Annotated in this window: 16 protein-coding genes and 1 tRNA gene; 7 read left to right on the top strand and 10 right to left on the bottom strand. The window is 66.3% G+C overall.

What is annotated here, in order from left to right; all coding sequences use genetic code 11:
- Positions 1–32: 32 nt before the first annotated feature.
- Both Q0316_RS06060 and Q0316_RS06065 read right to left on the bottom strand, forming a co-directional pair.
- Positions 33–512 carry an RNA pyrophosphohydrolase gene (locus Q0316_RS06060; protein WP_298670643.1) on the bottom strand — a complete coding sequence of 160 codons (480 nt, stop codon included), beginning with the start codon at positions 510–512 and terminating at the stop codon, positions 33–35.
- A gap of 81 nt (positions 513–593) precedes the next feature.
- Positions 594–1,604: an alpha/beta hydrolase gene (locus Q0316_RS06065; RefSeq protein WP_298670644.1), complete on the bottom strand. Its 1,011-nt coding sequence runs from the start codon at positions 1,602–1,604 to the stop codon at positions 594–596.
- A gap of 179 nt (positions 1,605–1,783) precedes the next feature.
- On the opposite strand from Q0316_RS06065, the gene Q0316_RS06070 reads away from it, so the two are divergent.
- From Q0316_RS06070 to Q0316_RS06090, 5 genes are all read left to right on the top strand, one after another.
- Complete coding sequence (locus Q0316_RS06070; protein WP_298670645.1) at positions 1,784–3,652, top strand: 2-oxoacid:acceptor oxidoreductase subunit alpha; 1,869 nt, start codon at positions 1,784–1,786, stop codon at positions 3,650–3,652.
- 28 nt (positions 3,653–3,680) lie between these two features.
- Positions 3,681–4,715: a 2-oxoacid:ferredoxin oxidoreductase subunit beta gene (locus Q0316_RS06075; protein ID WP_298670646.1), complete on the top strand. Its 1,035-nt coding sequence runs from the start codon at positions 3,681–3,683 to the stop codon at positions 4,713–4,715.
- Positions 4,712–5,152 (top strand): hypothetical protein, encoded by a 441-nt coding sequence (locus tag Q0316_RS06080; protein ID WP_298670647.1) that lies wholly within the window; start codon positions 4,712–4,714, stop codon positions 5,150–5,152. Before Q0316_RS06075 ends, Q0316_RS06080 begins: the two co-directional genes overlap by 4 nt.
- A 393-nt stretch (positions 5,153–5,545) precedes the next feature.
- Positions 5,546–6,766 (top strand): cyclopropane-fatty-acyl-phospholipid synthase family protein, encoded by a 1,221-nt coding sequence (locus Q0316_RS06085; RefSeq protein ID WP_298670682.1) that lies wholly within the window; start codon positions 5,546–5,548, stop codon positions 6,764–6,766.
- Positions 6,763–7,980, top strand: coding sequence for a serine hydrolase (locus Q0316_RS06090; protein WP_298670648.1), 1,218 nt, complete (start codon positions 6,763–6,765; stop codon positions 7,978–7,980). Before Q0316_RS06085 ends, Q0316_RS06090 begins: the two co-directional genes overlap by 4 nt.
- A 154-nt stretch (positions 7,981–8,134) precedes the next feature.
- On the opposite strand, the gene obgE is transcribed toward Q0316_RS06090, so the two are convergent.
- The 6 genes from obgE to hspQ form a co-directional block, all read right to left on the bottom strand.
- Entirely contained in the window at positions 8,135–9,187 is a 1,053-nt protein-coding gene (gene obgE / locus Q0316_RS06095) for a GTPase ObgE (protein WP_298670649.1), read from the bottom strand.
- Between the two features lies 1 nt (position 9,188).
- Entirely contained in the window at positions 9,189–9,779 is a 591-nt protein-coding gene (locus tag Q0316_RS06100) for a TetR family transcriptional regulator (protein ID WP_298670650.1), read from the bottom strand.
- Positions 9,780–9,850: 71 nt separating this feature from the next.
- Positions 9,851–10,396, bottom strand: coding sequence for a GNAT family N-acetyltransferase (locus tag Q0316_RS06105; protein WP_298670651.1), 546 nt, complete (start codon positions 10,394–10,396; stop codon positions 9,851–9,853).
- 177 nt (positions 10,397–10,573) lie between these two features.
- The gene (rpmA, locus tag Q0316_RS06110; protein ID WP_137787904.1) at positions 10,574–10,843 is read right to left on the bottom strand and encodes a 50S ribosomal protein L27; all 270 of its coding nucleotides are present in this window, start codon (positions 10,841–10,843) and stop codon (positions 10,574–10,576) included.
- 13 nt (positions 10,844–10,856) lie between these two features.
- Positions 10,857–11,225: a 50S ribosomal protein L21 gene (rplU, locus tag Q0316_RS06115; RefSeq protein WP_298670652.1), complete on the bottom strand. Its 369-nt coding sequence runs from the start codon at positions 11,223–11,225 to the stop codon at positions 10,857–10,859.
- Between the two features lie 102 nt (positions 11,226–11,327).
- Positions 11,328–11,714 carry a heat shock protein HspQ gene (gene hspQ / locus Q0316_RS06120; protein WP_298670653.1) on the bottom strand — a complete coding sequence of 129 codons (387 nt, stop codon included), beginning with the start codon at positions 11,712–11,714 and terminating at the stop codon, positions 11,328–11,330.
- A gap of 131 nt (positions 11,715–11,845) precedes the next feature.
- Here hspQ and Q0316_RS06125 point away from each other — a divergent pair.
- Positions 11,846–11,935 (top strand) — tRNA-Ser (locus Q0316_RS06125).
- A 61-nt stretch (positions 11,936–11,996) separates the two neighbouring features.
- Here the strand turns inward: Q0316_RS06125 and Q0316_RS06130 are convergent.
- Entirely contained in the window at positions 11,997–12,692 is a 696-nt protein-coding gene (locus Q0316_RS06130; RefSeq protein WP_298670654.1) for a 2OG-Fe(II) oxygenase, read from the bottom strand.
- 324 nt (positions 12,693–13,016) lie between these two features.
- Here Q0316_RS06130 and Q0316_RS06135 point away from each other — a divergent pair, with 324 nt between their 5' ends.
- Complete coding sequence (locus Q0316_RS06135) at positions 13,017–13,277, top strand: hypothetical protein (protein WP_298670655.1); 261 nt, start codon at positions 13,017–13,019, stop codon at positions 13,275–13,277.
- Positions 13,278–13,308: 31 nt separating this feature from the next.
- On the opposite strand, the gene Q0316_RS06140 is transcribed toward Q0316_RS06135, so the two are convergent.
- The gene (locus Q0316_RS06140; RefSeq protein WP_298670656.1) at positions 13,309–13,776 is read right to left on the bottom strand and encodes a YaiI/YqxD family protein; all 468 of its coding nucleotides are present in this window, start codon (positions 13,774–13,776) and stop codon (positions 13,309–13,311) included.
- Between the last annotated feature and the right edge of the window lie 177 nt (positions 13,777–13,953).

Here is a 13,953-nt window from a genome sequence, read left to right on the forward strand (position 1 = left end):
CATCGTGGTGGCGGGGCTCGACGGGGTGTGGCTCAGCCGAGATGATCGGAGAAAGCCGTCAGCACCTGCTCATAGAGCGGGCGTTTGAACGGCACGATGATCTCCGGCAGATCGCGCGGATCGGCCCAGCGCCATGCGCGGAACTCCGGGTGCGTGGTCTGGATGTCGATATCGCGATCCGCCCCGGTGAAGCGGAACAGGAACCAGCGCTGGCGCTGGCCGCGATACCGGCCCTGCCACACCTTGCCGATCAGTTCGGGCGGCAGATCGTAGGTCAGTTCCTCCGGCGCCTCGGCGATGAATTCGAGAAAGCCGGGCGCGACGCCGGTTTCCTCGCCCAGCTCGCGGATCGCGGCGGCGCGCGCGTCCTCGCCGGGGTCGATCCCGCCCTGCGGCATCTGCCACGCCTCAAGCGTGGTATCGAGCCGCTGCCCGACGAACACCTGCCGGGCATGATTAATCATCATCGCGCCGGCGCAGGGGCGATAGGGGAGGGAGGCGGGGTCGATCATGTCCGTCCGATCGTGTTGCGGGATCGCCCAGCACTGCACCCGCCGGGCGGGCGATGACAAGCCCGCAAAGCGAGCCGGGCGTCAGCCCGCCGCGGCCCCTGCGCGTGCGCCTTCGGCTTCCGCGATCACCGCCTTTAGCGCCGCGAGATAACCGGCGACATCGACCGCGCTCGACGGGACGGCCTGGCGCAGATTGACGAAGCCGTGGATATTGCCCTTCGCCTCGCGGAATGAAACCGGCACCCCGGCCTGCGCCAGCGCGGCGGCATAGGCGCGGCCCTGATCGCGGATCGGATCGAGGCTGGCGGTGATTATCACCGCCGGCGGCAGCCCGGCGAGATCGCCGACCATCGGCGAGCCCTTCACATGCGTCGGCTCCGCCGCATAATGATCCGCGAACCAGATCATCCCGTCGCGGGTGAGCAGGAAGCCTTCGGCGAACTGGTTGAACGAGGGATAATCCTTCGTCATGTCGGCGGCGGGATAGATCGGCCCTTGCGCGATCACCGGCAGCGCGGCGGGATTGTCGCGCAGTTGCATCGCCACCACGATCGTCAGATTGCCGCCCGCGCTGTCGCCTGAGAGAACGAGGCTGGTCGCGACGCGGCCAAGCTCCGCCGGGTTGCCCGCGATCCAGCGCGCGGCGGCCTCGCAATCGTCGGGCGCCGCCGGCCAGGGAGCTTCCGGGGCGAGGCGATAGTCGATCGAGACGACCGGGAGATCGAGCTGGCGCGCCATCTCCGCGGTGAAGCTGCCATGCGTTTCGACATCGCCGATGACGAATCCGCCGCCGTGAAAGAAGATCACCACCGGCCCCGGCGCGCGCGTGGCGCGGGCATCGTACAGCCGGGCCGGAATCGTGCCCGCCGGGCCGGGGATCGCGATATCCCTGATTGCCGCAAGGTCGCCCACCGGCGGATCGGCGATATCCTTCATCGCGCGATAGACGGCGCGTGCCTCCGCCGGCTGCTGATCCTGCATCTTCGGGCCAGGGATGTTGTTGATATAATCGAGGAAAGCGCGAACGTCGGGGCGGACATAGGGCGCCGCGTCTGCGGTGGCGGCGGGGCGGTCCATCAGCGTGTCGGTCATCGCGTCAACTCTCCTCGTCAGGTTCTCTTTTGCAACTAAGCTTGCCGTATTAGATTGGCCGCGTCCACCGCTGACGATAGCCCCGCTTGCCACGCGGCCATATCATTCTACGTTGGAACACGCAGAATTGAGGGCGTAAGGCCCTAACACGATAACCGAGTGCCACAGGAAACTGCCGCATGGCGACCGCCGCCCACCAAGTGCCCCCCACGGAAGCATCCGCCACCCCGCCAGCCGAATCCGTCGTCGTCCGTTTCGCGGGCGACTCGGGCGATGGTATGCAGCTCACCGGGGGGCAGTTCACCCTGTCCACCGCGCTTGCCGGGAACGATCTGGCGACCTTCCCCGATTTCCCCGCGGAAATCCGCGCGCCGCAGGGCACGTTGTTCGGCGTTTCCGCCTTCCAGATCAATTTCGGCTCGACCGAGATCGAAACCGCCGGGGACGAGCCGGACGTGCTGGTGGCGATGAACCCGGCCGCGCTCAAGACCAACGTGTCGTCGCTCAAGCGCGGCGGGCTGATTATCGCGGACGAGGGCGAGTTCAACGACCGCAATCTCGCCAAGGCGAAATATGATGCCAACCCGTTGGAGGACGGCAGCCTCGCGCCCTGGCAGTTGATGAAGCTCAACATATCCCAGTTGACGCTCGACGCGGTGAAGCCGTTCGGCCTTGGCAACAAGGAGGCGCTGCGCTGCAAGAACATGTGGACGCTGGGGCTGGCGCTCTGGATGTTCGATCGCGATCGCGCACCGCTGATCGACTGGCTGAAGGTGAAATTCGCCAAGGCGCCGACGCTGGCGGATGCCAATATCGCCGCGCTGAACGCCGGCCATGCCTATGGCGAAACGGCGGAACTCGCCGGGCCGATGAAGCAGCATCATGTGGCGGCGGCGGCGGTGGAGCCGGGGCTGTACCGCACGATCACCGGCGCCGAGGCGATCTCGCTCGGGCTGGTCGCGGGGACGCGGCTTGCCCGCCTGCCGATGTTCTTCGGCGGCTATCCGATCACCCCGGCCTCGGCGATCCTGCATCACCTGAGCCGGCTGAAGGAATTCGGCGTCACCACCTTCCAGGCGGAGGATGAGATCGCCGCGATCGCCAGCGCGATCGGCGCTTCTTACGCCGGGCAGTTGGGCGTCACCTCCTCCTCCGGCCCCGGCATCGCGCTCAAGACCGAGGCGATCGGGCTGGCGATCATGACCGAGCTGCCGCTCGTCATCGTCAATTCGCAGCGCGGCGGCCCATCGACGGGCCTGCCGACCAAGACCGAGCAATCCGATCTCTATCAGGCGGTCTATGGCCGCAACGGCGATGCGCCGATGCCTGTGATCGCCGCGCGCTCCGCCGCCGATTGCTTCGATGCCGCGATCGAGGCGGTGCGCATCGCCACGCAATATATGACCCCGGTGATGCTGCTGACCGACGGCTATATCGCCAATGCCGCAGAGCCGTGGAAGGTGCCCGACACCAGCGCGATCGAGCCGTTCCCGGTGACCTTCCTCGAAGAAGCGCCCGCGGGCGGCTTTCTTGCCTATGCGCGCGACGAAAAGGGCGCGCGGCCATGGGTGAAGCCCGGCACGCCCGGCCTGCTCCACCGCATCGGCGGGATCGAGAAACAGGCCGGCACCGGCAACATCGAATATTCGCCGGCCAACCACCAGTTGATGACCGACGCGCGCCGCGACAAGGTGGCGGGGATCAAGGTGCCCGATCAGCAGGTCGAAGTGGGCGGGACGAGCGGCAGGCTCGCGGTGGTCGGCTGGGGCTCCACCTATGGCCCGATCCTCCAGGCGGTGCGCCGCGCCCACGCGCGCGGGCTGGACGTGAGCCATATCCACCTGCGCCACATCTGGCCGATGCCGGCGAACCTTGGGCCGCTGCTCAAGGGCTTTGACAAGGTGCTCGTGCCGGAAATGAACACCGGGCAATTGAAGACGGTGCTGCGCGATCAGTTCCTTGTCGATGCGCAGCCGCTCAACAAGGTTTCCGGCCAACCCTTCCGCATCGCCGAGATCGAGGCGGCGATCGAACGGGCGCTGGCCTGAGCGCGGGCGGGATCAAGGGATCAAGACAATGAACGAGATGACCACCATCGCCAAATCGACCCCCAAGGACTGGGAGTCCGATCAGGAAGTCCGCTGGTGCCCCGGGTGCGGCGATTATGCGATCCTGAAGGCGGTGCAGCGCACCATGCCCGAAATCGGCGCGCGGCCCGAAAACACCGTGTTCGTCAGCGGCATCGGCTGTTCCTCGCGCTTTCCCTATTACATGGAAACCTATGGCTTCCACACGATCCATGGCCGCGCGCCGGCGATCGCGACGGGGGTGAAGCTCGCCAATCCGGCGCTCGACGTATGGATCATCACCGGCGATGGCGACGCGCTGTCGATCGGCGGCAACCATACGATGCACCTCATTCGCCGCAATCTCGATTGCCAGGTGCTGTTGTTCAACAACGAGATCTACGGCCTCACCAAGGGGCAATATTCGCCCACCAGCCGGGTGGGGACGCAATCGCCCTCCACCCCGTTCGGCTCGGTCGATCGCCCGGCCAATCCGTGCGCCTTCGCGCTCGGCTCGGGCGCGCGGTTCGTCGCGCGCGGGATCGACGTGCACAAGAACCTGCCCTCAGTGCTCAAGGCGGCTTATGCGCACAAGGGCACCGGCTTTGTCGAAATCTTCCAGAACTGCATCGTCTATAACGACGATGTGTTCGCGCCCTTCACCGCCAAGCCGAACGCCGCCGCAAACCAGCTCTGGGTGGAGCATGGCAAGCCGCTGTTGTTCGAAAACGGCACGAAAGGGCTGGCGATGGACACCGACCGGCTTGTGCTCAAGGTGGTCGATGTGACTGACGGAGACTGGCAGGGCGCGGGCGTCATCGTCCACGATCAGACCAACCGTGGGCTGGCGCACATGCTGGTCGAGATGCCGGGCGGCGCTTTCCCGGTTGCGCTCGGCGTGATCTTCGACGATCCGGCGCCGACGTTCGAAAGCGCGGTCGTCGCGCAGAACGCGAAGGCGAGCGAGGGCAAGGCGCCCGACCTCCAGAAGCTGCTTTCCAAGGGCCAGACCTGGATGGTCGAAAAGGAGCCGAAACCCGCATGATGCTGACGTTCATTGTCGCCGCCGCGCTTCAGGCCGCGGCTCCCGCCGTGCCCGCCGCCACGCAGGCGACGCCCGAGCAGCGCACGCGCCTCGCGCTGGCCTCGCGCGGCATGTCTCAGGCCGGCATCGACACGATGATGGCGGCGGAGAAGAAGCGCGCCACGACGTTGCGGGATATCGCGCAGCGCGGGCAGGCCGCGCAGGTCAACATTCGCGCGGCGCTGGAGAAGCGCCCGGTCGATGTCGAGGGCTTCGTCGCGGCCAATAATGCGCGGGCCGAGGCCGCCAGCGCGCTCCAGCGCGAGGCGGTGGCGGTGGCGAATGACCAGATGCGCGCGCTGTCGCCGGCGGATCGGATCGTGCTGGCGCAACTCGCGGTAACGCAGCCGCAACCGGCCCCGCCGCCGCGCACGCCCGCCGCCAAGCCGAAACGCTGAGGGTCGATCGACGTTCAGCCTATGCCGGCTTGGAAATGGTGGTTTCCCGCGCTTTCCGGTGTTTACGCACCTTTGGCGCGCTGCACTTGCGGGTCATGAGAAACCACCAATTCCGGCTCGATCTCACCTGAATGTCGCGTCGGCCCCAGGCGGCACGCGAGGTTGGGGTCGGTCAGTCGTGTCAACCGACGCAATATTCCGCCGTCCGCCGTCCGCCGGCGGCGCCGGGCAGCGCGAAGCGGTGCGTGGCGGCGGTGTGATCCGGCGGGTATGCGTGCGCGACCGCGCGGCGGATCGCGGCATCCGGTGTAGCGCGCCCTGGCCGCGCCGGACACGTTTTCCCGCTTTCGTTCGCGCCGCCGCACGTGCAAATGCGCTGACGTGAATCGCGCGATAGCAAGCGAAACGCGGCGCGCCGGCGACCGCCTGGCACGTGCCGTCGCGCCGCTGTTTCATCGCATCCTCGATCGGATCGACGCCGGGCTTGCCGAGGGCGCGATCGAGGCCGGGCTGCCGGACGGCACCCGCCGATTGCTCGGCGGGCGCGGCGATGGCCCGGTCGCGATCGTCGACATCCATCGCTGGCGCGCGCTTACGCGGCTGATCGTGTCTGGCTCGGTCGGCTGGTATGAAGGCTGGGCGGCGGGCGACTGGTCCAGCCCCGATCCGGTTCCGATCTTCGATCTGTTCATGCGCAATCGCGCGACATTGGGCAGGGTGGCGCGGGCCAAGAGCGGGGCGCGGTTCGCGGGGCAAATCTTCCATGCGCTCCGCCGCAACGATCGCGCGGGGGCGAAGCGCAATATCGCCGCGCATTACGATCTGGGGAACGATTTCTACGCGCAATGGCTCGATCCCACGCTGACCTATTCCAGCGCGATCTTCGCCCCCGGCGACACGCTGGAGCAGGCGCAGCGCCGCAAGCTCGGTGCGATCCTTGAGCGCACCGGCGCGGGGCCGGGGGACCGGATATTGGAGATCGGCTGCGGCTGGGGCTCGTTTGCGCTTGCCGCCGCGCGCGCGGGCGTCGCCGTCGATGCGATCACGCTGTCGGCGGAGCAGAAGGCGGTGGTCGAGCAGCGCACGGCCGGGCTTACCGTCACCGTTTCGCTCACCGATTATCGCGATGTGACCGGAATCTACGACGGTGTAGCGAGCATCGAGATGGTCGAGGCGGTGGGCGAGCGATACTGGCGCGACTATCTCGCCACGATCGCGCGCGTGCTGAAGCCGGGCGGGCGCGCCGCGATCCAGCTTATCTCGATCGCGGACGATGTGTGGGATGCCTATGCCCGCAATCTGGATTTCATCCAGCGCTATATCTTCCCCGGCGGGATGCTGATTTCCGAAAGCCGCTTTCGTGCGCTGGCCGAGGCGAGCGGGCTGGCGTGGCGCGATCGCACGGGCTTCGGCGCGGATTATGCCGAAACCCTGCGGCTGTGGCGTGCGGCGTTTGACGCGGCGGTCGCCGAAGCGCGATTGCCCGCGCGCTTCGATCAGAAATTCATCGACTTGTGGCGTTATTATCTGATGTATTGCGAAGGGGGTTTCCGCGGTGGCGGAATCGACGTTGCCCAGATAACCTTGGTGAGGGAGCACGAACTATGCGCGTGACGGGATTGATTGCCGCGATGTTGCTCGGTGGCACCGCGATGGCGCAATCCGCGCCCCTGCCCGCGCCGACCGCCGCGGCGAACGGCGGCGTCACCCTTACCGAGCAGAATCGCGCGAAGCTGCAACAGGCCGGCGCCGAGGTGCTGTTCTGGACGCAGGAGCAGCGCGACCGGAATTTCCCGCATATGGAGGATATTTTCCCCGGCCATGTCGTGGCGGCGGGGAAGAAGGTGCTGGCATTGCCGCCTGGCCCGGCGCTGCCGATCCCGGCGGCGGATGTCGATGCGTTCATGCGCGCGCAGAACGTCGCCGGGCTGATCGTCGTCCAGCAAGGCGCGATCCGGCTGGAGCGTTATGCGCGCGGCCTGACCCGCGAGGGCCGATGGACGAGCTTCTCGGTCGCCAAATCCTTCACCTCCACCCTCGTCGGCGCGGCGATTCGCGATGGCTTCATCAAGTCGGTCGATGAGCCGGTGACCAAATATATCCCCGAACTGGCGGGCAGCGCCTATGACGGGGTGACGATCGCGCAACTCCTGACCATGACCTCGGGCGTGAAATGGAATGAGGATTATACCGATCCCAATTCCGATGTGGCGCGGATCATCTCCTATCCCGCGCCGCCGGGGATGGACGTTACCGTCGCCTATATGCGCACGCTGCCGCGAGAGGCGGCGCCCGGCACCAAATGGGTTTACAAGACGGGTGAGACCAACCTGATCGGCGTGCTGGTGAACAAGGCGGTGAAGATGCCGCTCGCCACCTATCTCAGCGAACGCGTGTGGAAGCCGTTCGGGATGGAGCGCGACGCTTTCTGGATGACCGATCCGGCGGGGCTGGAAGTGGGCGGGTGCTGCCTGTCGATATCGCTGCGCGATTATGCGCGGATGGGGATGATGGCGATGGAAGGCGGGCCGGGCATCGTCGCGCCGGGCTGGTTTGCGCAGGCCACCCGCACCCATGCCGACACGGGGCGCGGTGCGGGCTATGGCTATGGCTATCAATGGTGGACCTATCCGCAGCACCGCTTCGGCGCGGTGGGCGTGTTCGGGCAGAGCGTCACCGTCGATCCGGCGACCAAAACGGTCGTCGCGATCGTCAGCGCCTGGCCGAAGGCGACCGATCAGGAACTGTCGCGGCAGCGGCTGGCATTCCTCGACCGGCTGTTCGCGGCGGCGAAAGCGCCACTGGCGCGCACGCCGCGCCGGCGCTGACGGGGAAGGAGGCGCGCGCCGTGGATCGCCGCGCGGTGTGCTCATATCGGGCGGGGCGGCAATTTCGCCGCCCGCGCCTGAATTGCTGAAATGATGCGCGGCGAAAGGCTGACCGCTCAGCGCGAGCGATAACGAAACGGCGCCGTAGCGCGCGTCAGAGCGGGGACCATTCGAGCGTGTCTTCGCCCTCGTCGTCCGCGCTTACGGCGGCGCCCGGTCCGGGGCCGATCGCCTCCAGCAGCCGATCGAGCGCCCAATCGACGCCGACGCCGCTCGCGCCCGAAATCGGGATCACCGGCGCGCCGCTCGCTTCCTCAAGCTCCGCCGAAAGCGCGGCGATCAACTCGTCGTCGAGCGTGTCGATCTTGTTGAGCGCGATCACCACCGGCTTGTCGTCCAGCCCGGCGCCATAAGCGCAAAGCTCGTCGCGCACGATGCGGTAGCTTTCCGCCACATCCGGATCGTTCGCGTCGACCAGATGCAGCAGCACGCGGCAGCGCTCGATATGGCCGAGGAAGCGATCGCCGATCCCCGCGCCATCCGCCGCGCCCTCGATCAGGCCGGGAATGTCGGCGACGACGAATTCGCTGCCCTTGTGCCGCACCACGCCAAGCTGCGGGCGCGTGGTGGTGAAGGCATAAGCGCCGACCTTCGCCTGTGCGTTGGTGACCGCGTTGATGAAGGTGGATTTGCCCGCATTGGGCAGCCCGACCAGCCCGGCATCGGCGAGCAGCTTCAGCCGCAGCCACACCCATGATTCCTCGTGCGGCCAGCCGGTGCCGTGCTGGCGTGGCGCGCGATTGGTGGAGGTCTTGTAGCTGGCATTGCCGCGCCCGCCATCGCCGCCGCGCAGGAATACCTCGCGCTGGCCGATCTTCACCATATCGAGCAGCAGCGTGCGATCCTCATCATCGGCGAGGATCTGCGTGCCGACGGGCACCTTGATGACGAGATCGTCGCCGCCCGCGCCGGTGCGGTTCGAGCCCGATCCGCCTTGCCCGCGCGGCGCCCGGAAATGTTGCGTGTAGCGGAAGTCGATCAGCGTGTTGAGGCCGGCGACCGCCTCGAAGATGATGTCGCCGCCCTTGCCGCCGTTGCCGCCGTCCGGCCCGCCGAATTCGATGAACTTCTCGCGCCGGAAGCTGACCGCGCCGGGGCCGCCGGCGCCCGAGCGGACGAAAATCTTGGCCTGATCGAGGAAATGCACGTCAAATATTCCGGTCGTGGATAAGCATCTCGCGGGCGAGATGCCGCGCGCGATTGCGGGGCAATCCCAGCGCGCGGGTGAGTGGGGCGCCGAACAGGGCATCGCCCAATGCCATCAGCACGAGTTGCAGCGTTTCGTCCTGAAGCGGGCGTTCGCCTTTCGAATGACCGGCGGCGAGATCGTCGACGAGATCGTGGATCGCCTCGAAGATCGGATCGAGCGCATCCTCGTTGCCGTTGAGGATCATCCAGCTTGCCAATGCGCCCGCGCCGCCGGTGTCGAACGAATCGAACGCGAGATCGACCACCTCCGCCGGCTCCTGATCGGTTTCGCGCTGGCGCAGCACGGCTTCGCGGATCGTGCTGGTGATATAACCCGCCATCCGCCCGATCAGCGCCTTTTGCAGGCCGTCGGCGGAGCCGAAATGGTGGAGCAGATTGGCATGGGTGCGCCCGATCCGCGCCGCCACCGCCTTCAGGGTCACCGCCTGCGGGCCTACCTCTACCAGCAACGCGCGCGCGGCCTCCAGCGCCGCCTCACGCGATTCTTCCGGGCTGAGCCGCCGGCGGGTGGGAAGGGGGGTAACGGACATTCCTCGGCTGTCGGCGCTTTATCGCGGAAATACAATCCTCCCGGCGCGCAAAGCGGTGCCGGGAGGAATGCTCAGGCGGCGATCGGGAACGATGCCATATCCTCGCCATCGTCGAGATCGAGCGCGAGCACCGCGCAATCGACATCGCCGCCGCGCGCGAGCGAATAATGCGGCTCGCGGCGCACTTCGCGAAAGCCGAGCTTGGTCAGCACCTTGCGCGATGCGGCATTGTCGAGGTGATGGCTCGCCTCGATCCGCTTCACCGCCAGCGCGTGGCGCGCGATCTCCACGATCATCCGCCCGGCTTCCGTGGCATAGCCGTGGCCCCAGGCGCCGGGCGTGAGCCAATAGCCCAGTTCATGCACGCCACCTTCGCGGCGCAGCCCGATGCTGCCGATCAGCCGCGGATAATCGCCGTCATGCGCCAGGATCGCGAAGCGCGGTTCCGCCGCGCCGCGCGGCAGCGACAGGAACGCTTCCGCGTCCGTTCTCGCATAGGGCCACGGCATACGGGCGAGCTTCATCGCGATCGCTTCATGCGCGATCGTGCGCGTCAGCGTCTCGGCATCTTCCGGCCACCATGGCCGCAACGTCAATCTCTTTGTCCGCGCGAACATCCTCGCTCTCCTCGCCTGCTCGCGCCGCTAGCCCATCCGAATGACGGTCTGGCGACACAAGTGGTTCAGGGAGCAAGAAAAAAGGGAGCCGGGGCGGACCCGTCTCCCTCTGTCTGGCTGGTTCCTGTGATCGGAACCCGGGTCACCCTGGTGGGCAACCCGTCTGGTTACCCGATGTTATTCGGCCGCGGCCTGCATAATCTCGACCGAACAGAATTTGCGGCCAAGTTTGCCGTCGTGGAACACGACTCGGCCGTCGACGAGCGCGAACAAGGTGTGATCCTTGCCGATGCCCACGTTGCGGCCCGGATAGAATTTGGTCCCGCGCTGACGGACGAGAATGTTGCCGGCGACTGCTTCCTGGCCACCGAACTTCTTCACGCCAAGACGACGACCAGCCGAATCACGACCGTTACGCGACGAACCGCCTGCCTTCTTATGTGCCATTGCGAATTACTCCTTACGCTTCGGCGGCCGGGGCGGCGGCGCCCTCGGTCTTGGTGGCGGCCTTCTTCGCGGCCTTCTTCTCGGCAGCGCCGATCGACACGATCTTCAGGATCGTGTGCTGCTGGCGATGGCCGTTGCGGCGACGATAATTGTGGCGGCGACGCTTCTTGAAGACGATGACCTTCTCGCCCTTCGCCTGCGCGACGATTTCGGCGGCGACGGTGAGGCCGGCGGTCGGCGTCAGTTCAGCGCCTTCGCCGGCGAGCAGCACGTCGCCCAGCGTCACCGACGATCCGGCATCGCCCTCGATCTTTTCGACGACGATCTTGTCTCCGGCGGCGACGCGGTACTGCTTGCCGCCTGTGCGCACGACTGCGAACATGGCCCTTATCACTTTCCAAATGCTATGACCCGAGCAGGCACGCCCGTCGGGAGAAGCGGCGCGGTTAAGCCGGCTGAGCGATTCTGTCAACCGTCGCGCCGCTCAATGCCGGTGCTCGCGGCGCAGGTTGTAGCGGCCGTCGGCGAAGCCCGTGAACAGCCCGTCGATCGCCGGATGGTCGATCGGCTCGTCGCTTTCGTCCGTCACCAGATTCTGCTGGCTGACATAGGCCACATAGGTCGATTCGGCATTTTCCGCGAGCAGATGATAGAAGGGCTGATCCTTGCGCGGGCGAATCTTCTCGGGAATGGCCTCGTACCATTCGTCGCTGTTGTTGAAGACCGGATCGACATCGAAGATCACGCCGCGGAAATCGAACATGCGGTGACGCACGATCTCCCCGATCGCGAAGCGCGCGTGGGAGACCGGCGGCGCCACGGTGGCCGCGGCGGAAGCAGCGGAAGCGGGGGTGGCGGCGTTGTTCGTCATGTGCGGCTATCTAATGCGTCTTACGGCAGGAGCAATGGGCGGCTTGCACATACCGAACAATGCGGTTAGAGGCGCGCCCTCGATCGCCCCGCTGGCGCCTCCCCAGGCGCCCTTCAAGCGGACGACCTCGCGGAGAGGTGCCAGAGTGGTCGATTGGGACGGTCTCGAAAACCGTTGTGCCTTTACGGGTACCGTGGGTTCGAATCCCACCCTCTCCGCCATTTCTCGCAGCAATCACAATCATTCGGCGATCGCCCGGCAAGCGGGCGTCCGGCGCCTGCGTTATGCCGCGTCGTGAAAGATGATCCCGAGCGTGTGGCGGCGCCCGGTAAGGACCGTGCTGACGCCGTGGCGCATCGTGACGCGATAATCGCCGCGTGTGCCGTGATGCGGGCGGACGTTGACCGCGAACACCACCGCGTCGCCCTTGGCCAGCGGCACGACGGCCACGCGTGATTGCATCCGCGGGCGTTGTTCGGTCAGCACGAATTCCCCGCCGGTGAAGTCCTGGCGCGGTTCCGACAGCAATATCGCGACCTGCAGCGGGAAGACGTGCTCGCCATAGAGATCCTGATGCAGGCAGTTATAGTCCTGCGCATCATATCGCAGCAGCAGCGGGGTCGGTCGTGTTTGCCCCGCCGCATGGCAGCGATCGAGGAACGCCTGATGCGTATTCGGAAAGCGCGGGGCGATGCCCATCCGCTCATGCCAGCGGTTCGCGATCGGCATGAGATGGGGATAGAGCGCGCTCCGCAGGTTCTGGATGATCCTGGGCAGCGGATAGGAAAAATAGCGATATTCGCCGCGCCCGAAGCCGTGCCGCGCCATCACGACGCGGCTGCGAAAGCCTTCATCCCGATCGTAGAGCGCCGCGATCGCGTCGCAATCCGCGTCCGCGATCAGGCGTGGCAGGATCGCCCAGCCCTGATGGTCCAGATCGGTTGCGACATCGGCCCAGTCGAATGCTGTGATGCTCATGAGACCGCCTCGATCCGAGGCGGGCGACTTTTGCACGCGATGCCGTTCTTCGGCGCGCCGAGGCGGTGGTGCGACGGCTGGCTTGTTTGAGAGGGCATAGGGCAGATCCTTTCGTTTGAGCGGCGAACATCGCGCGAATGCTCGCTTCCCGCACTCCGGCTCTTGCGTTCAAAAACGGAAGTGTGGCGAGGCAAGGCGCGCGATTTTGCCCGGATTCCTCCGGCAGCATGGGGATCGGATCGGCACGCTGCGATGCGGACACTCGATATGGCTGCCGAAACGCCGATCATGCACGGTCGGCGAAATTCGGCTATCGCTCCCCGCATGGCGAAGAAGAAGCGTTACCTTACGGCCACGCTGGCGGACGGATATGTGAAGACGATCGGGCCGACCGCGATCGCCTATACGCATTATTGGCGCATCGTCGCTCAACTCGAAAATGGGCGCACCGAGGTATTCTGGGGGCACGCCAAGTCGCTGCGCGAGGCGACCGCGAAGAAGACCGCCACCGCCGACGCCGCGAGACAGCGCGGCTGGACGCATTATGATTTCGAGGTGGTCGCGCTGACCGAAGGGCGGCCCTGACGGCTCTCGTAATCCGAGGCTCGCGCCGTGGCTATGCCCCGTGCTGTCGCTTGAGCCGGGTCAGCGCGGCATCCAGCGCGGAGAGGAAGCGGGAGCGATCCTCCTTGCCGAACGGCGGCGGCCCGCCGATGCGATCGCCGCCGGCGCGAAGGTCGTTCATGATCGCGCGGACGGCGATCGCATTGCCGATCGAATTGCTGGTGAACGGCTTTCCGTTCGGCGCGACGACGGCTGCCCCCGCCTTGAGGCAACGATCGGCGAGCAGAATATCGGCGGTGACGACAATCGCGGCGGCATCGGCGCGCGCCGCAATCCAGTCATCGGCGGCGTCGAACCCGTCGCTCACCACGACGCGCGCGATCAGCGGATGTTGCGGCACGCGCAGATGGGCGTTGCTGACCAATGTTACGGGCACCTCCAGGCGGTAGGCGACGCGATAGATTTCCTCCTTCACCGGGCAGGCGTCTGCGTCGACAAGGATGCGGAACGTTGGAGTCATGGCGCGCTCCATGCCACGCAAGCGACGCGACGCGAAGCCGGCGCCCGCGACAAGGCGCGCGTTTGTAAAAAAGCATGTCTGCGCGGGCGTGCGGTTGGATGGTGGCAACCAGCCGCCTAACTTCAGCGTTCGGACGGACAGTCCAGACATCGCCGGGGCAAATAAGAGATTCCATGA

This window comes from uncultured Sphingomonas sp. (assembly GCF_937871615.1).
Classification (GTDB): Bacteria; Pseudomonadota; Alphaproteobacteria; order Sphingomonadales; family Sphingomonadaceae; genus Sphingomonas.